Here is a 17,573-nt window from a genome sequence, read left to right on the forward strand (position 1 = left end):
AGACGGGCACATGCCAGGGATTGGAGAGCATCTTGCGGCGCGGAATGCAGCGAACGGCATCGCACCTTGTCATCAGCGCCGGCATGAAGTGCCGCCAGGCGCCCACGGCAGAACAGCCGTCACTACGGATTGTAGCGCAGCCCCCAGGAACCGAGCGCCTGCTGCATGTCGCCGGGCAAGGGTGCGCGGAACTCCATCGCCTGGCCCGTCACCGGATGCGTGAACGCCAGGCGGAAGGCATGCAGCGCCTGGCGGTGCAGTCCGCCCCCCTCGTTGCCGCCATACAAGGCATCCGCCACCAGCGGATGACGGATCGAGGCCATGTGCACCCGGATCTGGTGCGTGCGGCCGGTGTGCAGCGTGCATCGGACCAGGCACACCTCCTGCGAGCCATCCAGCAGGTCGATATCGGTGCGCGCCTCCTTGCCCGGGTGGGCACGCAGGTCCACCACCGCCATGCGCAAGCGGTTGCGCGGGTCGCGGCCTATCGGCGCCTGCACGCTGCGGTGCGCCTGCCCCGACCATCCCCCCCAGCCGAGCGCGAGGTACTGGCGGCTGACCTCGCGCGCCGCGATCATGCGCACCAGGGCATCCATGGCCGCGCGGCTGCGCGCTACCACCATGAGGCCGCTGGTGTCCTTGTCCAGGCGGTGCACGATGCCCGCGCGCGGGACATGCATTGCCTGCGGGTCCCGGCCGAGCAGGCCGTTGAGCAGCGTGCCGCTCCAATTGCCTGGCGCCGGGTGCACCACCAGCCCCGCCGGCTTGTTGACAACGAGCAGGTGTTCGTCTTCGTGCACCACGTCCAGCGGCAGCGTCTCGGGCTTGAACGCCTGGCTTTGATGCGTGGGGCGCATCTCCACGGCAATGCCATCCCCCGCCTTCGCCTTGAGCGCAGGCTTGGCCGCAACCTGGCCGTTGAGCCGCACCAGCCCCTGTGCAAGCAATTGCTGCAGATAACTGCGCGAGAACTCGGGAACGAGGTCGGCCAGCGCCTTGTCCAGGCGAACGCCGTGCTGCTCCGCAGGCACGACCAGCGCGCGCAGCTCCGTCTCTGCCGCACCAGGTAAATCGCGTTCCTCTTCGTCCTCGGGCCAGGTCTGCCCGCCTTCGGCCACAGGCGCGCCTTAGCGGGAAGGCAGGTAGCGCGCGGGGTCCACCGGCTTGCCCTGGCGGCGGATCTCGAAGTGCAGCTTCACGCGGTCGGCATCGGTGCTGCCCATCTCCGCGATCTTCTGGCCCCGGCGCACGTTCTGGTCTTCCTTGACCAGCAGGGTCTGGTTGTGGGCGTAGGCCGTGAGGTAGGTGTTGTTGTGCTTGAGGATGACCAGGTTGCCATAGCCTCGCAGCCCCGCGCCAGCATACACGACACGGCCGTCGGCAGCGGCCAGCACGGGGTCCCCCGCCTTGCCGCCAATGTCGAACCCCTTGTTGCGCGCCTCGTCGAAGCCGGCGATCAGGCTACCCGACGAGGGCCAGATGAAGCCGATGTCGTCCGCACCAGAAGCCGCCACGGCCGGAGCCGGCGTGGCGGGTGCCGCGACAGGTGCGGGAACAGCAACCGGCGCGGAGGCGGCAGGCTTGGGCGTGCTGGCCGCCGATGCCGGGGCCACGGTAACCGACGCCACCGGGCGGGTGACCACGCCCGTGTCGGAAGCGACGGCCGTAGCGGTCGTCGCAGCGACGGGCGGCACCACCCTCAGCACCTGTCCCACCTCGATCAGGTTGGCGTTTTCCAGGTTGTTCCAGCGGGCGATGTCTTTCCAGCTCTGCCCACTCTCCAGGCCGATGCGAATCAGTGTATCCCCCGGCTTGACGGTGTAGTAGCCGGGCTTGCCGGCGTTTTCCGCACCCGGCAGGAGTTTGACCTCAGGGGCCGGGGTCGCCGCCACAGGCTGGCTGCCCGAGCTGCCCGCGGCATAGGTGCCGCGGTCCTCGACCGGCGCCCTGTTCACCGGAGTGCCGCAGCCCGCCAGCAAGCCGCCGACCAGCACTGCACAACCCCAAGCCACAAGACCACGCGATACGAACATAAGCAATTCCTTCAGGCAATCCCTGATTTTAGAGGGACGAAATGCACGGCCTCGAGCACGCTTTGCTTCAAACCCTGCGGGGTTTTGTCAACAACGAGCAACACCTGCCGCCCGCCCCCCCCTGCCAGGGGCGCCACCAGGCGGCCGCCCATGGCCAGTTGGTCGCACCACTGCTGCGGCAGGCTCTCGCCGCCGGCGGCGGAGATGATGCCCGCATAGGGTGCCCCGGCGGCGTACCCCAGCATGCCGTCGCCCAGGATCAGGTGCACATTCGCCAGGCGCAACGGCCGCAGGTAGTCCCGTGCCTTTTCGTGCAACGCACGCAGCCGCTCGATGGTATACACCTCGCGCGCCAGGCGGGCCAGCACGGCGGCCTGGTAGCCGCAGCCGGTGCCGATTTCCAGCACGCGCCCCAGCCCCGCCGCCCGCGCGCACTCGGCGCCCAGCAGCAGTTCGGTCATGCGCGCCACCACGCTGGGCTTGGAGATGGTCTGCCCCAGGCCGATCGGCAGGCTCGTGTCTTCGTAGGCCTGGTTCACCAGCGCGGTATCGACGAAACGATGGCGCTCCACGGTGCCCATGGCCTGCAGCACCGGTGCCGCCGTGATGCCCGACGCCGCCAGCCGCTGCACCATGCGCGCACGCACCGCGGCCGAATCGAGGCCCAGGCCCTGCGGCACGGGAGCCGGCGCAGCGGCGCCTCGCCCGGCACGCGTCGCAGACGCCGCCGCAGGCGCCGACGGCCCTTGCCGGCCATCGAGGCGCGCCGGGAATCCGGGCCTGCGCTGCATCACGGCACCCCGTCCGCCTGGGGCACCAGCCGCGCGGCCGTTTGTGCCCAATAGCCCAGGCTGTCGTGGTCGGTGAGGTCCACCTTCAGGGGGGTCATGGACACGTGGCCCATCGCCGTGGCATGGAAATCGGTGCCCTCGGCGGCATCCTTGGCCTCGCCCGCGCCGCCGATCCAGTACATCACCTCGCCGCGCGGGCTCTGCTGCTCGATCACCCGCTGCGCGGCATGGCGCCGCCCCAGGCGGCACAGCCGCAGCGGGCGCAGCGCCTCGCAGGGCATGTTGGGGATGTTCACGTTGAGCAGCCATGGCGCTTCGCCCACCAGCTTGTGCGCCTGCATCTGCTCGACGATCTCGCGCGCCTTGCGCGCGGCGGACTCGATCTCGCCCCAGCCCTTGTCCACCTGCGAGAACGCGATGGCGGGAATGCCGAAGAGATAGCCCTCCATGGCGGCGCCCACCGTGCCGGAATAGATGGTGTCGTCGCCCATGTTGGCGCCGTTGTTGATGCCCGAGACCACGAGGTCGGGCCGGTAGCCCAGCAAGCCTGTGAGCGCGATGTGCACGCAGTCGGCCGGGGTGCCGTTCACGTAGCGGAAGCCGTTGGGCGCCTGGTGCACGTACAGCGGGGAATGCAGGGTCAGCGCGTTGGACTTGGCACTGTTGTTGTGTTCGGGAGCGACCACCTCCACGTCGGCGACGGTCTTGAGGGCATCATGCAGCGCCACGATACCGGGCGCCTGGTAGCCATCATCGTTGGAAATGAGGATCTTCATGGTCACGGTGCTGCGATGGGGCGCATTGTAGGTGCGCCGCCCGCACAAGCGGGCCGTCGCTCAAGGGACAAAGCGCCCCGCGGCGCGCGCCCTATCATGCGCCCCAGCCATTTCCATGACACGACAGGAGACCCTTCCATGCACGCCTGGCTTTGCACCCACCCCACCGGAGCCGAGGCCCTGACCTGGACCGAGATGCCGACGCCCACGCCCAAGGCCGGCGAGGTGCTGATCGGGATCCACGCCGCCAGCCTCAATTTCCCCGACCTGCTGATCGTGCAGAACAAGTACCAGATCAAGCCACCGCTGCCCTTCGTGCCCGGCTCGGAATACGCGGGCGTGGTGCAGGCCGTCGGCGAGGGCGTGAGCCACCTGCGCCCCGGCCAGGGCGTGGCCTGTCTGACAGGCACGGGCGGCTTCGCCACCCACGCCATCGCCCCTGCCAAGCTGTGCATCCCGCTGCCCGAAGACTTCTCGCACGTGGATGCAGCGGCCTTCATCATGACCTACGCCACGTCGTACCACGCGCTGATCGACCGCGCCCGGCTGCAGGCGGGCGAGACGGTACTGGTGCTGGGCGCGGCCGGCGGCGTGGGCACGGCTGCCATCCAGATCGCCAAGGCGGCCGGCGCACGCGTGATCGCCGCCGCCTCGACCGACGAGAAGTGCGACCTGTGCCTGCAGGTCGGCGCGGACGCCGTCATCAACTATGCCAGCGAGAACCTGCGCGAGGCCGTCAAGGCCCTTTCGGACGGCAAAGGCCCCGACGTGGTCTACGACCCCGTGGGCGGCGACCTGGCAGAACCCGCCTTCCGCTCCATCGCCTGGCGCGGGCGCTACCTGGTGATCGGCTTCGCCTCGGGGCCCATCCCCGCGCTGCCGCTGAACCTGCCCCTGCTCAAGGGCGCCTCCATCGTCGGCGTGTTCTGGGGCGAATTCGCCAAGCGCGAGCCGCAGGCCAACGCCGCGATGATGGGCGAGCTGGTGCGCTGGTATGCCCAGGGCAAGATCAAGCCCGTGATCGACCGCACCATGCCCATGTCGCAATTGCACGGCGCCTATGCGCACATGGCGTCCCGTGCTGTCAAGGGCAAGCTGGTGCTGGTGAACTGACGCGCTGTGGCGTTGCAACGCGGCGCCCATGCCGCGCGGCGCGCGCTATCCAAGGCCGCAACGCTCTGTCACACTTGGCCGCATCTCCTCGCCAGCCGCCGCAGATGGCCGTCAAATCCCCTTCCGAAATCGCGCGTGAAACCCTCAAGCTGTTGGCCACGCGCCGGCTGGCCCCCACGCCCGACAACTACCACACGCTGTACAGCGAGGTGTCCGGCCATCCCGGCGCCGCACTCTTTCCCGAAGTGCCGCTGCGCCAGATCATGCGCGTGCTGCCGGGGCAGACCCCGGCGCAAAAGCGCCTGCTGGACCATTTCGAATCCGCCGTGGCGGCCCAGGACTGGGCCGCGCTGCAGAACGTGCTGGTGGGCTACGCCAACCTGGGACTCGCACCGGTGGCCGCAGCCGCGGCACCCGAGACCGCAAGCACCCACCTGCCGGCCCAGTTCGCGGAGCACCTGGCGCGCCTCGTGGACAACACCCTGCCCGCCCTGGGCGAAGACGACGCCCGCGTGCACGAGATGGCCGCGCAGCTCACGCAGTTCCTGCGCCAGCCGGCGCCGCCCGTGTCCACCGCGGAGCTGCTGCTGAACAACTTCGGCTACCGCCTGTCCTTCGCCGCCGAGGACCAGGCGGCCATCCGTGCCGGCCTGCTGCGGCTGCTGCACATGGTGTTCGAGAACATCGCTGCCCTGAGCGAAGACGACCGCTGGCTGCAGGGCCAGGCCGAGGCGCTGCAGGCCGCCGCCACCCCGCCGCTCACGCTGCGGCGGCTCGACGACGTGCAGCGGCGCCTGAAGGACGTGATCTTCCGGCAGACCGAGGCGCGCGAGCGCACGGTGCAGGCCCAGGGCCAGATGAAGGAGCTGCTGGCCACCTTCATCGACCGGCTGGCGCAGATGGACGAGTCCAGCACCGCCTACCACGAGCAGCTGGAAAACTGCGCCGAGCGCATCGGCCAGGCCACCCAGCTGCACGAGCTCACGCCGCTGCTCGAGGAGGTGATGGCCGCCACGCGGGCCATGGCCCTCAACAGCCGCATGGTGCGCAGCGAACTGCACGACCTGCGCGAACGCACCGACGCCAAGCGTGCCGAGATCGACCAGCTGCGCGAGGAGCTCGAGCACGCCAGCGCCCAGGCGCGGCACGACCCGCTGACGGGCTCGCTCAACCGCAAAGGTCTGGACGAAGCCATCGACCGCGAGGTGGCGCGCGCCCGGCGCAACGGCTCGCCGCTGTGCGTTGCCCTGCTGGACCTGGACGACTTCAAGGCCATCAACGACCGGCTGGGCCACACGGGGGGCGACGCGGCCCTCAAGCACCTGGCCGACGTCACCCGCCAGGTCATGCGCCCGCAGGACCAGCTGGCGCGCTACGGCGGGGAGGAGTTCGTGCTGCTGCTGCCCGACACCGGCGTTGCCCAGGCCGTGGAAGCCATGAAGCGCCTGCAGCGCGAGCTCACGACGCGCTACTTCCTGCAAGACCAGGAGCGCGTGCTCATCACCTTCAGCGCGGGCGTGGCGCAGGTCGACGACGAGGAGCGCAGCACGGACGCCCTGCGCCGCGCCGACCAGGCCATGTACCTGGCCAAGCGCGCCGGCAAGAACCGCGTGGTGGCGGCCTAGGGCTTCTGGCGTTTACTATCGAATAGAGAGCTGCTCGCGCTTGCTGGACAAGCGCTGGAGCCCTTTTTCATATGTATTTTCTTCAGCCCGTCACGGGCAGGCCCGGCACCCACGACAAGGGCTGCGCGGCGGCCTTGGCGGCCCGGCCGCCCGCGAAGGACGGGTCCACGAGGTCCGCCACCGTCAGGCCGTCGAGCACGGCCAGATAGGCCTGCGTGGCCTGCCCCAGCACGCTCTGCAGGCGGCAGCGCCCGCTCATGCGGCACTGGTTCATGTCCGCGTTGAAGCATTCGACCATGTCGAAATCGGTTTCGGTCATGCGCACCACCGTGCCCAGGTTGATCTCGGACGCGGACTTCATGAGCCGCATGCCACCGCCCCGCCCGCGGGTGGTGTCCAGCAGCCCCTCAGCCGCGAGCTGCTGCACGATCTTCGTCAAATGGCTGCGCGAGATGGCATGCGCCTCGGCCACCTCGCTGATGGTCACGGGTTGCTCCCGCTCCTGGCAGGCGGCGCAGTACATGAGCACGCGCAAGGTGTAGTCGGTCCACTGGGTCAGTCGCATGGTATTGCCCCGCGCAACGCAAAGATTCACACGCAATGGATTTTATCGAATTAAAATATTCACACCAAATGAACCTTTAAAAGGACACCCCACATGAACGCCGTCGTCTCCGCCGCACCCGCCATCGATCCCGGCCAAGCCATCGGCCAGATCGCCGTGCAACTGCCCGGCGCCACCGCCGTGTTCCGCCGCCTCAAGCTCGATTTCTGCTGCGGCGGCCAGGTGAGCCTTCGCCAGGCCGCCGGCGAGAAGGGACTGGACCTGCCGGCACTGGTGGAAGAGCTTTCCGCCCTGCAGCGCCCTACCGCGCTGCCCGACGCCGGCACGCCCGCCGAGCTGATCGACCACATCCTGGCGCGCTACCACGAGGTGCACCGCGCCCAGCTGCCCGAGCTGATCCGCATGGCCCGCCGCGTGGAGGCCGTGCACCGCGGCAACCCGAACACCCCGCACGGCCTGGCCGACACGCTGGAGGCCATGCACGGCGAGCTGCTGTCGCACATGCACAAGGAAGAAGCCGTGCTGTTCCCCATGCTGCGCACGGGCGGCAACGCCTTCGTGGTGCAGCCCATCGGCATGATGCGCAGCGAGCACACCGACCACGGCGAGGCGCTGGCCGAAGTGGCGCGGCTGACCAACGACATCACGCCGCCGCCCGAAGCGTGCAACACCTGGCGCGCGCTGTACGCTGGGCTGGCCCAGCTCAGCGACGACCTGATCAACCACATCCACCTGGAGAACAACGTGCTGTTCCCGCAATTCGAAGCCGCCGCGCAAAGCTGCGGCGGCTCCGGCGGCCGCGGCTGCAGCGGGGGGCGGTGATCAGCGCGGCGGCTGCTGCAGCAGGTGAAAGTCCAGCAGCCGCGTGGCCATCACGGTCTCGGACAGGAAGAGCACCAGCGCCAGCAGGAACGACAGCACCCCGGCCAGGAATCCCACCACGGCCAGGCGCACGGCCTGCAGTCCCATGATCTCGCCGAGGAACAGCAGGATGATGGTCAGCCCGATCAGAAAGGCGCAGAGCGTGAGCAGCCCGATGCACACGTTGGTCATGCGCCCACGCGTGCGCAGCGTGGCCAGCTCGGCATAGGAGCGCGCGAGCAATTCGGGGTCGGTGCTGGCCCGCGCCTGATCCTCCACGATGCGCGCACGGTCGATGATGCGCGCGAGGCGCCCGGCCACCGCCGCGATCATGCCGGTGACGGCCGTGAGCAGGAACACGGGCGCGACGGCGAGTTGGATGCCATGGGTGATGGCGTTGGCGTCAAGGACGGCTGGCATGGAAAGCACGTACGGTGGGAACGGAGCGCGTGATTATCCCGCCGTCACGCCGCCAGCCCGCCGTAGCGGAACACCACGCCCGCCAGCACGAACCCCACCGACAGCAGCGTGACCGCAGCCACATGCCACGCCATGAGCGGCAGCGTCGCCGCACTCAGCCGGGGGATCACGCGCAGCTGCGCATGCAGCGCGACGAGCGCCGTGGCCGCCAGCAGCATGAGCTTGAGCGCCACGGCCCGCGCCAGCGGCGCGTTGGGGGCGAACCACTGCGTCCAGTCCGGCACGAGCTGCAGCGCCATCCACAGGCCCGTGGCGACCTGGACGGCCAGTGCCGACATGCCCAGCCGCTCGTAGCTGCGTTCGAAATCGAGCAGCACCTGCGGCGCGCGCAGGCGCAGCGCGCGCGGCAGCACGGTGAGCGCGAGCACGAGGTGGCCGCCCGTCCACACGGTGGCGGCCAGCACGTGCAGGGCGAAGATGGCGTGGTACATCAGCGGCGCCCCGCCAGCGGGTAGGCGGGGTCGGTATAGCCGGGCGTGGAGGGGTGGCCGGGCGCGACCAGGCTGTCGATGAGCGCCTCGTCCTCCGCCGTGACGGTGTAATCCAGCGCGGGCAGGTAGTCCTGCCACTGCGCCAGCGTGCGCGGGCCGGCGATCACGGCGCTGACGGCACGGTGCGCCAGCACCCACGCGGTGGCGAACTGCGCGAGCGTCACGCCGCGCGCCTCGGCATGGCCCTTGAGGCGCTGGGCGATGGCGAGCGATTCCTCGCGGAACTCGGTCTCCGTGATGCGCCTGTCGCCACGCGCGGCGCGCGAGCCCTCGGCGGGCGCCTGCCCCGGCAGGTACTTGCCGGTGAGCACGCCGCGCGCCACGGGGCTGTAGGGCGTCACGCCCAGGCCGTAATGCATGCAGGCGGGCAGGATCTCGACCTCGGGCATGCGGTTGAGCAGGTTGTAGTACGGCTGGCAGACCACCGGGCCGGGCATGCCTAGGCGGCGCGCGCCATGCACCATCTCGGCGATGCGCCAGCCGCGGAAGTTGGACAGGCCCCAGTAGCGGATCTTGCCCGCGCGCAGCAGCGCGTCGATGGCGAAGAGCGGTTCCTCCAGATCCATGCCCTCGTAGTCGCGGTGCAGGTAGAGGATGTCCACGTGGTCGGTGCGCAGGCGCGCCAGGCTCGCCTCCACCTCGCGCAGCATCCAGGCGCGCGAATAGCGGCTCTCGTTCACGCGGTCGGACATCTTGTTGCCCAGCTTGGTCGCCAGCACCCAGTCGTGGCGCTGGCCCGCGAGCAGCGTGCCCAGCATCGTTTCGGACGCGCCCTTGGTGTACACGTCGGCCGTGTCGATGTAGTTCACGCCGTGCTCGCGCGCATGCGCGACGATGGAGGCGGCCTCCGCCTCGCCGGTCTGGTCGCCGAACATCATCGTGCCCAGGCACAGGTTGGAGACTTGCAGGTTGCTCTTGCCGAGGCGGCGGTATTGCATGGGAAACCTTTCGCTATCAAATAATGAGCTGCTTGCGCTTGACCAGTAAGCGCTGAAGGCCGATTTAGCTTGAATCCTTCACTGGGGATTCACCCGGGCATTTCTCGAAACGCGGGCGCAGCGCCCCGTTCACCAGCACCTGTTCCTCGAACATCGCGGCGGGCCGCACCCACAGGCCGCGCTCGCCGTAGAGCGCGCGGTACAGCGTCATGGGCTCCAGCGTCTCGCTGTGGCGCACGGTGTCGATCACCTCGTAGAGCATGCCCTTGTAGTGGCGGTACAGGCCAGGGGGCGTGCGCGGCAGCGCAGGCAGGTCGTCGTCGTTCATGGATCAGTAGTGGGGAGGCAGCTCGTCGCGCAGATTGCGCACGGTCGCGCCGCCGCCTTCGGGCACCTGCTGGCGCAATTGCGCCACCTCGCGCGCGAGCTGGTCGATCTGCTGTTGCTGCCGGTAGATGGTGAGGTTGAGTTGGTCCAGCAGATCTTCGGTGAAGCTGGCCTTGATCTCCAGCGCTTCGATGCGCTGGGCTGGGTTTTGCGTGTCGTCGTGCATGGCGGTCAGTATGTGGATTCGACCAGATGAAGCTGGCTGGGCTGATCCAGCAGCCACTCGGTCAGCGCCACAGTGCAAAGGATGTCTTCGTTCAGCGGCAAGTCCTTGCCCAGCACGAATCGCAGCAGGATGAAGCCATGGCGTCCGCCGCGCTCGACAGGACGGAATGCATCGCCCCATGAGCGGGCCTCGTAGTGGAAGCGTGACGCATAGCCCTCACGCCGGTCTGGCGGCCAGCACGCGATGCGCGCACCCGGGCCGCCCTCTCGCCAGGGCCGGGCATCTTGCGGGTCGATGAACAGCTCCACCTGGATAGCCGTGGGCTGCGCGCGCCGCAGCGGAATGCCATGCACGGCCCGCGTATCGTTGACCTGCGCCAGCGTGCGCGAGAACACCGGCACGAATGCCTTGCCGTCCAGCGCCAGCACACGGCGGTTGGATGCCTGCAGCTCGGCGGTGCGCCGTGCATAGGCTTCGGCCACGCAGCCTTGGCTTTCGCAGCGGTTGCGCACGCGCAGCCAGCGCAATTGGCCGGCCCGCAGGGCGGCCAGTGCGGCGTCGCCGTCGGGCTTGGCCTGCGCGGTTCTGTAGGCCTCCGTCAAGCGCTGGTCGGCCTGCATCAGCCCGGCGTTGGCACAGACCCAATGCTCCACCACCTTCTCGGCCCGCTGGCAGTCGAATCCGGGGGCAGGCACGGCCGGCTCCTCGGCTCGGGCCACCATGCCGCACAGCAGCCCCAGCCACAGCAGCACAGAAGGCGCCAGCGTCTTCATCTTCAGGCAGGCGACTTCAAACGGCCTGGCCCAGGCGCGCCACGCCTTCGCGGATCTTGTCCACGCCGGCCGTGGCGAAGGACAGGCGCAGCGTGGCGTGGTCGGGGTTGGCGCAGAAGAACGGCGTGCCCGGCACGAAAGCCACGCCCTTGTCGATGGCACGCTTGGCGAGCACGTTGCCATCGGCCACCGCGCCGGTCGCACCCGTGAGGCGCGCCCACACGAAAAGCCCCCCCTGCGGCTGGACGAACTCGACGGCCGCGCCGAGTTCGCTCCGCAGCGCGTCGCCCATGGCCTGGGCGCGCTCGGCGTACACGGCGCGCACATGGGCCAGCGTGCCGGGCATGCGGCCGGCCTTGAGGTACTGCGCGGCCGTGGCCTGGGCGAAGGTGCTGGTGTGCGCGTCGCTGAACTGCTTGCACATCGTGGCCTTGGCCAGCAATTCGGACGGCGCGATGAGCCAGCCCACGCGCAGGCCGGGCGAGAGCACCTTGCTCAAGCTGCCGCAGTGCGCCACCAGATCGCGGCTGCCCGGCACCTCGGGCGTGAGCGCGAGCAGGCTGGGCGGGGGGGCGTCGCCGAAGTACAGGTCGCCATAGGGATCGTCCTCGACGATCAGCGTCTGGTACTTCACGGCCAGCTCCAGCACCCTCCTGCGTCGCTCCAGGCTCAGCATGGCGCCGCTGGGGTTGCCGAAGGTGGGGATCAGGTAGACGAACTTGGGCTGGTGTTCAGCGATGAGCTTTTCCAGCTCGTCCGTCTTCACGCCGTTGCCGTCGATGGGCGCGCTGATGAGCTCCGCGCCGTAGAGGCGGAAGCACTGGATGGTGGCCAGGAACGTGGGCCCCTCGACGATCACCTTGTCGCCGGGGCTGATCAGGGTCTTGCCCAGCAGGTCCAGCGCCTGCTGGCTGCCCGTGGTGACGATGAGCTGCTCGGGCGCCACGTCTTTGGCCCCCTTGGCGGCCATGAAGGCCGAGAGCTGCTCGCGCAGCGGCTGGTAGCCCTCGGTGGCGCCATATTGCAGGGCGGAGCCGGGCTCCTCGGCCAGGGCCCGCTGGCTGGCCTCGCGGATGCCGTCCACGTCGAACATGGCGCTGTCGGGAAAGCCGCCCGCGAAGCTGATGATGCCGGGCTTGCCCAGCAGCTTGAACAGCTCGCGGATGGCGGAAGTTTCTACGTTGTTCAGACGGTCGGCGAATTGCATGGGACGGTGGCGAAGGGTGGCAAAGCCGCCATTGTCGCCAATGCGCCGCGCGCCGGGGTCAGTCGACCCGGATGTCCGAGCGCGCCGCCACCGCGCGCATCAGCGGCAGTTCGCGCTCGATGCGCTCCTGCAGCGCGCTGCCCGGGCCCCAGGCGGGCGAGAGGCCGATGTCCACCAGCTTCTGGCGCAGCGCGGCATCGGCCATCACGTCGGCCAGGGCCTTCTCCACCTTCTGCCGGATCGGCGCGGGCAGCCCGGCGGGCGCGAGGAAAGCGAACCACGTGTCCATGTGGAAACCGGGATAGCCGCTCTCCGCCACCGTAGGCACCTGGGGCAGCAGCGGCAGGCGCTGGCCGCCCAGTGTAGCGATGGGGCGGATCTTGCCGGCCTTGATGAGCGGAGTGGTGGCCACCACCGTGTCCACCGCCAGTTGCACCTGGCCACCCATGAGCGCGGTCAGGCTCGGCGAGCTGCCGTTGAACGGCACGTGCATGGCCTTGAGCCCCGTGGCAGTCTTGAGCATCTCGCCGCCGAAGTGCACCGACGAGCCCGTGCCGTACGAGCCGTAGGAGAACTTGTCGGGCGCGGCCTTCGTCAGCGCCACCAGCTCCTGCAGCGTGCGGCCCGGCGTGTCGTTGTGCGCCACGAGCACCAGGCCCATGTCGGCCACCAGGCCCAGCGGCGTGAAGCTGCGCAGCGGGTCGTAGGGCAGCGACGTGCGGATGGCCGGGTTGTGCGTGAGCGTAGTGCTGGCGCCGAGGAACAGCGTGTAGCCGTCGGGCGGCGCCTTGGCCACGATGCCGCCCGCAACCACCGTGCCCGCGCCCGGGCGGTTCTCGACGATCACGGGCTGGCCGAGCTTGTCCGAAAGGCCCGTGGCCAGCAGCCGCCCCAGGATGTCGGTGGCGCCGCCGGGCGCGAAAGGCACGATCAGCTTGACCGGCCGGTCCGGGTAGTGCTGCGCGAAGGCCGCTGGCGCGGCCAGGACGGCAGCGCCGGCGGCGAGGCAGGCGAGAAAGCGGGAACGGGAAAGCAAGGCCATGGCAGATGTCTCCTTTTGGATGGTTCGTGGGTCGGTTCAGCCGAGCAGCGGGCTGCGCTGGTGCGCATAGCCGCTGGCCTGGTCGTAGGCGTGGCCGATCTGCAGCACCGCCAAGTCGGCCTGCGCGGGGCCGATGATCTGCAGGCCCGCGGGCAGGCCTTGCGGCCCGAAGCCGGCGGGGGCTGCGAGCGCGGGCAGGCCGGCCATGGTGGCGGGCACCACGCATTGCATCCAGCGGTGGTAGGTGTCCATGGCGCGGCCGCCCACGGCGTGGGGCCAGTCGAGCGTGGCGTCGAACGGGAACACCTGGGCGGCGGGCAGCACCAGGAAGTCGTAGGTGTCGAACAGGCGGCGCAGCGTCTCGTACCAGGCCGAGCGCACGCGGGCCGCGTCGTACACCTGCATGGCGGAGAGCGCACGGCCGCGCTTGATCTCCCACACGGCCTCGGCCTTGAGCAGCGCGCGCTTGGCCGGGTCGTCGCAGAGCGGCCCGTTGGCACCCGCCACGGCGAAGCTGCGCAGGTCGATCCAGGCGTTCCACAGCCGCTCGAAGTCGAAAGCGGGCTCCACCTCCTCCACCGCGCAGCCGATGTCGGCGAAATGCCGCAGCGCGGCGCGGCAAGTGTCCAGCAGGCCAGGTTCGGTAGGCAGGTGGCCGTTCGAATCGCCCAGCCAGCCGATGCGCGCGCCGCGCCAGCCGCGCTCCAATGCGGCAGACCAGTCCTGCCGCCCTTCGCTGCGGCGTGTGAGCGGCAGGCGCGCGTCGAACCCGGCCTGCACCGACAGCAGCAGCGCCAGATCGGGGATGTTGCGCGCCATGGGGCCCGCCACGCTGAACTGCTGGAAGAACACCTCTTCCGTGGGCCCGTGCGGCACGCAGCCGACGGACGTGCGCAGGCCATAGACGTTGTTGAACGCCGCCGGCGTGCGCAGCGAGCCCATCATGTCCGACCCGTCGGCCACAGGCAGCATGCGCAGCGCCACGGCCACCCCGGCCCCGCCGCTGCTGCCGCCGGCCGAGCGCGCCGGATCGAACGCGTTGCGCGTGGTGCCGTAGACCGGGTTGTAGGTGTGGCCGCCCAGGCCGAACTCCGGCGAATTGGTGCGCGCCACGAACAGGCTGCCGCCGGCGCGCATGCGCTCGAAGACGACAGCGTCGGCCTGCGGCACCTGGCCCGCGAAGATGGGCGAGCCCTTGGTCGTCACCATGCCCGCCACGGGCATGATGTCCTTGGGCGCCTGCGGAAAGCCGTGCAGAGGCCCCAAACTCTCGCCCCGCGCCAAGCGCTCGTCCAGGTCGCGCGCCTGGGCGCGCAGCGCATCGCGGTCCGCGAACGCCACGAGGGCGTTGACCACGGGGTTGAGCCGGTCGATCTGCGCGCAGTAGGCATCGAGCACCTCCACGCACGACAGCGCACGTGCGTGGATGGCCTGCGACAGTGCGGTCGCCGTCCATTCGACGATCTCGTCCGCGCGGGCCAGGGGGGGGGATGAATCCATGAAACTCCTCATGTGGGCAAGCCGATGCCAGGGCAGGATACGCAGCCTCCCGCCTTTCGACAATCGCCGTTTTATTGATGACACTTTGCGTTTTTCGCAAAGCATGAAAGACCCCGCCATGCTTGCCCATCGCCTGCAGGACACCGCACTGCGCTACTTCCTCGAGGTGGTGCGCACCGGCTCGGTCAGCGAGGCCGCCGCGCGGCTCAGCGTCTCTCCCTCGGCCGTGAGCCGCCAGGTGGCGGGCCTGGAAGACCTGCTGGGCGTGCCGCTGTTCGAGCGCCGCCCGCGCGGCATGGTGCCCAGCCCCGCGGGCGAGCTGCTGGCGGCCCACGCGCGGCGCGGCGCGCTGGAGGCCGACCGCGTGGTCTCCGACATCCAGGCGCTGCAGGGGCTGCGGCGCGGGCTGGTGCGGCTGTACAGCTCCGCCGGCTTCGCCATCGAATTCCTGCCGCGCGCGATCGCCCTGTTCCGCGCCCGCCATCCCGGCATGCAGTTCCATCTGCGCACCGCCGCGCCCACGGCAGTGACCCAGGCCGTGCTCGACGGCGACGCCGACATCGGCCTGACCTACAGCCGCGCCGCACAGCGCGACATCGAGGTGCAGCATCGCCAGGTGGCCCCCGTGATCGTCACCATGCTGCCCAGCCACCCGCTGGCGCGCCACGCCGGCGTGACCCTCGCGCAGATGCACCCCTACCCCATCGCCGTACCCGAGGGCGACAACACCGCCCGCCAGCTCTTCGACATCGCCTGCAGCCAGCGCCGCCTGGTCTTCGAACCCGCCCTGGTCACCAGCCAGTTCGAAGCGCTCACGCACTTCGTGCTGCACGGCGGCGGGATCGCACTCGGCGGAGAAGTCACGGTGCGCGAGCGCGTGCGCCGCGGCGAGCTGCACGCGGCGCTGATCCGCGAGCGCGCCCTGAGCGGGCGCGCGATCGAGCTGCAAACGCTGGCGGGCCGCACGCTGCCCGAGGGCGTGCGCGCCTTCGTGGACCATGTCCGCGCCCTGCTGCCAGCGCCCGGCTCGACGACAATGCCCGACACCCCATGAAAACCACGGACATCGAACCCTTCTTCGCCGCGCTCAAGGCCGCCAACCCGCAGCCCAACACCGAGCTGGAATACACCAATCCCTTCGAGTTGCTCGCCGCCGTGCTGCTGTCGGCCCAGGCCACCGACGTGGGCGTGAACAAGGCCACGCGCAAACTGTTCCCGGTAGCGGGCACGCCCCAGGCCGTGCTGGACCTGGGGCTGGAACGGCTGGAGGGCTACATCAAGACCATCGGCCTGTACCGCACCAAGGCCCGCAACCTCCTGGAGACCTGCCGCATCCTCGTGGAGCGACACGGCGGCCAGGTGCCGCGCACGCGCGAGGAACTGGAGGCGCTGCCGGGCGTGGGCCGCAAGACGGCCAACGTGGTGCTGAACGTGGCCTTCGGCCAGCCCACCATGGCCGTGGACACGCACATCTTCCGGGTGGGCAACCGCACGGGCCTGGCGCCGGGCAAGAACCCGCTGGCGGTGGAGATGCAACTGCTCAAGCGCGTGCCACCCGCCTATGCGGTGGACTCGCACCACTGGCTGATCCTGCTGGGCCGCTACGTGTGCCAGGCGCGCAAGCCGCGCTGCTGGGAATGCGTTGTGGCGCCCTGGTGCGACTATCAGCCCAAGACGCCACCGCCCGGCGTCAATCAAAAACCGTAGCTGCTTGCGCATACGGCACCGCTCCAGGACTTGCTTCAATACCGGTTGGAAAAGTTCGCACTGATGCGCTGGCGCAGGTACTCCGCGCCCGTGACGGGCGGGTACTTCCTGCGCGGCCCTTCGATGACCGCGTCCTCGTTGGCCTGCGCGAAGAATGCCAGGCTGTAGCGCGCCCCTTGGTATTCATGCGGCAGCGGGTTGCGCACGCGGTGGAAATTGCTCGGAAGCAGGTCGTCGCTCCAGCGCATGAGCATGTCGCCGATGTTGCAGGTGATGACGCCCTCCACCGGCTGCACGCTCGTCCACGCGCGGTCGGCCATCTCCTTGCCGGGCAGCACCTGCAGGCCGCCTTCGCCGGGGCGCTGGAACAGCAGCGTCAGGCAGTCGAAATCGGTGTGCGCGCCCGCGCGCCACAGGCCCAGCTCGTCCTTGAGCGCGGGATCGACGGCGAAGTAGTGCAGCATGCGCAGCGTGCTCTGGTAGCCGGGGCTCTCGGGGTCGTGCGCCTGGGTGAAGAAGTCGTCCGCAAAGCCGAGCTTGTAGGCGAAGCACGAGAGCAACTGCATCGCGACTTCCCAGCACTGGCGCTCGAAGGCCAGCGTGGCCTCCTTGAAACCGGGCAGCTCGGCCTCGCCGGGCCACAGGCCTTCCATGCGCGGGCGCGTGAGCTGGTACGACTCCTTCTGGTCGGGCGTGCGCGTGGAGGGGCGGATCTGCGCCTTGTGCTCCCAGCCCGCGTTGCGCGCCAGCGGCCACTGCGCCTTGGTCTCTGCCGGCAGCGCGAAGAATGCGGCGGCGCGCTCGAACGCGGCACGGATGTCTTCCAGCGGAATGCCGTGGTGGCTGACCTGGAAGAAGCCGATGTCGACCGACGCACTCCAGATCTGCTCGGCGATCTCGTGCTTGCGCGCCTCGAAATGGGACAGGTCGATCACGCGCACCTCGCGCGCCGATTCGGTGCCCATGCCGCCCATGCCGGCCTCCTTGGCCAGCTCGCTGCGTACGTCGGGGGCGACTTCAGGGTTGTAGGGCGTGGTGGTGGTCTGGGTCATGTGTGTCCTCGTTCAGTGGATTGCGGGAAACAAGAGCAATGACCCGCGCGGGCGGCCTGCGGCCCG

Annotated in this window: 20 protein-coding genes; 5 read left to right on the plus strand and 15 right to left on the minus strand. The window is 69.6% G+C overall.

Annotated elements, in window-relative coordinates; all coding sequences use genetic code 11:
- Positions 1-122 precede the first annotated feature (122 nt).
- Genes AVS7_RS19485 through surE form a run of 4 tightly spaced genes read right to left on the minus strand, consistent with a single transcriptional unit; the run spans position 123 to position 3,600 of the window.
- Complete coding sequence (locus tag AVS7_RS19485) at positions 123-1,118, minus strand: RluA family pseudouridine synthase (protein WP_020229738.1); 996 nt, start codon at positions 1,116-1,118, stop codon at positions 123-125.
- 9 nt (positions 1,119-1,127) lie between these two features.
- The gene (locus tag AVS7_RS19490; protein ID WP_034691265.1) at positions 1,128-2,033 is read right to left on the minus strand and encodes a peptidoglycan DD-metalloendopeptidase family protein; all 906 of its coding nucleotides are present in this window, start codon (positions 2,031-2,033) and stop codon (positions 1,128-1,130) included.
- Positions 2,034-2,044: 11 nt separating this feature from the next.
- Positions 2,045-2,824, minus strand: a complete 780-nt coding sequence (locus AVS7_RS19495) for a protein-L-isoaspartate(D-aspartate) O-methyltransferase (RefSeq protein WP_034691266.1) — start codon at positions 2,822-2,824, stop codon at positions 2,045-2,047.
- On the minus strand, positions 2,824-3,600 hold the full coding sequence (gene surE / locus AVS7_RS19500; RefSeq protein WP_020229741.1) for a 5'/3'-nucleotidase SurE: 777 nt from the start codon (positions 3,598-3,600) through the stop codon (positions 2,824-2,826). Before surE ends, AVS7_RS19495 begins: the two co-directional genes overlap by 1 nt.
- Before the next feature lie 138 nt (positions 3,601-3,738).
- Here surE and AVS7_RS19505 point away from each other — a divergent pair, with 138 nt between their 5' ends.
- On the plus strand, positions 3,739-4,713 hold the full coding sequence (locus AVS7_RS19505; protein ID WP_020229742.1) for an NADPH:quinone oxidoreductase family protein: 975 nt from the start codon (positions 3,739-3,741) through the stop codon (positions 4,711-4,713).
- A 104-nt stretch (positions 4,714-4,817) separates the two neighbouring features.
- The gene (locus tag AVS7_RS19510; RefSeq protein WP_020229743.1) at positions 4,818-6,338 is read left to right on the plus strand and encodes a diguanylate cyclase; all 1,521 of its coding nucleotides are present in this window, start codon (positions 4,818-4,820) and stop codon (positions 6,336-6,338) included.
- 82 nt (positions 6,339-6,420) lie between these two features.
- On the opposite strand, the gene AVS7_RS19515 is transcribed toward AVS7_RS19510, so the two are convergent.
- Positions 6,421-6,903, minus strand: a complete 483-nt coding sequence (locus tag AVS7_RS19515; protein WP_020229744.1) for an Rrf2 family transcriptional regulator — start codon at positions 6,901-6,903, stop codon at positions 6,421-6,423.
- A gap of 93 nt (positions 6,904-6,996) precedes the next feature.
- Between AVS7_RS19515 and ytfE the strand changes: the two genes are divergently transcribed.
- Positions 6,997-7,725: an iron-sulfur cluster repair protein YtfE gene (gene ytfE, locus AVS7_RS19520; protein WP_020229745.1), complete on the plus strand. Its 729-nt coding sequence runs from the start codon at positions 6,997-6,999 to the stop codon at positions 7,723-7,725.
- Here ytfE and AVS7_RS19525 read toward each other — a convergent pair whose 3' ends face one another.
- The 9 genes from AVS7_RS19525 to AVS7_RS19565 form a co-directional block, all read right to left on the minus strand.
- Entirely contained in the window at positions 7,726-8,184 is a 459-nt protein-coding gene (locus tag AVS7_RS19525; protein WP_020229746.1) for a DUF2721 domain-containing protein, read from the minus strand.
- A gap of 44 nt (positions 8,185-8,228) precedes the next feature.
- Complete coding sequence (locus AVS7_RS19530; protein WP_020229747.1) at positions 8,229-8,675, minus strand: CopD family protein; 447 nt, start codon at positions 8,673-8,675, stop codon at positions 8,229-8,231.
- A complete protein-coding gene (locus AVS7_RS19535; RefSeq protein ID WP_020229748.1) occupies positions 8,675-9,673 on the minus strand; it encodes an aldo/keto reductase in 999 nt (332 codons plus the stop codon). Before AVS7_RS19535 ends, AVS7_RS19530 begins: the two co-directional genes overlap by 1 nt.
- 64 nt (positions 9,674-9,737) lie before the next feature.
- A complete protein-coding gene (locus AVS7_RS19540) occupies positions 9,738-10,001 on the minus strand; it encodes a DUF1653 domain-containing protein (RefSeq protein ID WP_020229749.1) in 264 nt (87 codons plus the stop codon).
- Between the two features lie 3 nt (positions 10,002-10,004).
- Complete coding sequence (locus tag AVS7_RS19545; RefSeq protein WP_020229750.1) at positions 10,005-10,226, minus strand: SlyX family protein; 222 nt, start codon at positions 10,224-10,226, stop codon at positions 10,005-10,007.
- Between the two features lie 5 nt (positions 10,227-10,231).
- Entirely contained in the window at positions 10,232-10,999 is a 768-nt protein-coding gene (locus tag AVS7_RS19550) for a lysozyme inhibitor LprI family protein (protein ID WP_024001910.1), read from the minus strand.
- A 16-nt stretch (positions 11,000-11,015) separates the two neighbouring features.
- Positions 11,016-12,206 carry a PLP-dependent aminotransferase family protein gene (locus tag AVS7_RS19555; protein WP_020229751.1) on the minus strand — a complete coding sequence of 397 codons (1,191 nt, stop codon included), beginning with the start codon at positions 12,204-12,206 and terminating at the stop codon, positions 11,016-11,018.
- A gap of 58 nt (positions 12,207-12,264) precedes the next feature.
- Positions 12,265-13,248, minus strand: a complete 984-nt coding sequence (locus AVS7_RS19560) for a tripartite tricarboxylate transporter substrate binding protein (protein ID WP_020229752.1) — start codon at positions 13,246-13,248, stop codon at positions 12,265-12,267.
- A gap of 36 nt (positions 13,249-13,284) precedes the next feature.
- Positions 13,285-14,748: an amidase gene (locus AVS7_RS19565; protein ID WP_020229753.1), complete on the minus strand. Its 1,464-nt coding sequence runs from the start codon at positions 14,746-14,748 to the stop codon at positions 13,285-13,287.
- A gap of 118 nt (positions 14,749-14,866) precedes the next feature.
- Here AVS7_RS19565 and AVS7_RS19570 point away from each other — a divergent pair, with 118 nt between their 5' ends.
- Positions 14,867-15,802 carry a LysR family transcriptional regulator gene (locus tag AVS7_RS19570; protein ID WP_020229754.1) on the plus strand — a complete coding sequence of 312 codons (936 nt, stop codon included), beginning with the start codon at positions 14,867-14,869 and terminating at the stop codon, positions 15,800-15,802.
- A complete protein-coding gene (gene nth, locus AVS7_RS19575) occupies positions 15,799-16,455 on the plus strand; it encodes an endonuclease III (protein WP_020229755.1) in 657 nt (218 codons plus the stop codon). Before AVS7_RS19570 ends, nth begins: the two co-directional genes overlap by 4 nt.
- Positions 16,456-16,490: 35 nt before the next feature.
- Here the strand turns inward: nth and AVS7_RS19580 are convergent, their stop codons facing one another.
- A complete protein-coding gene (locus tag AVS7_RS19580) occupies positions 16,491-17,507 on the minus strand; it encodes an isopenicillin N synthase family oxygenase (protein ID WP_020229756.1) in 1,017 nt (338 codons plus the stop codon).
- Positions 17,508-17,573: the final 66 nt, after the last annotated feature.

This window comes from Acidovorax sp. MR-S7, from assembly GCF_000400995.2.
Lineage (GTDB): Bacteria > Pseudomonadota > Gammaproteobacteria > Burkholderiales > Burkholderiaceae_C > MR-S7.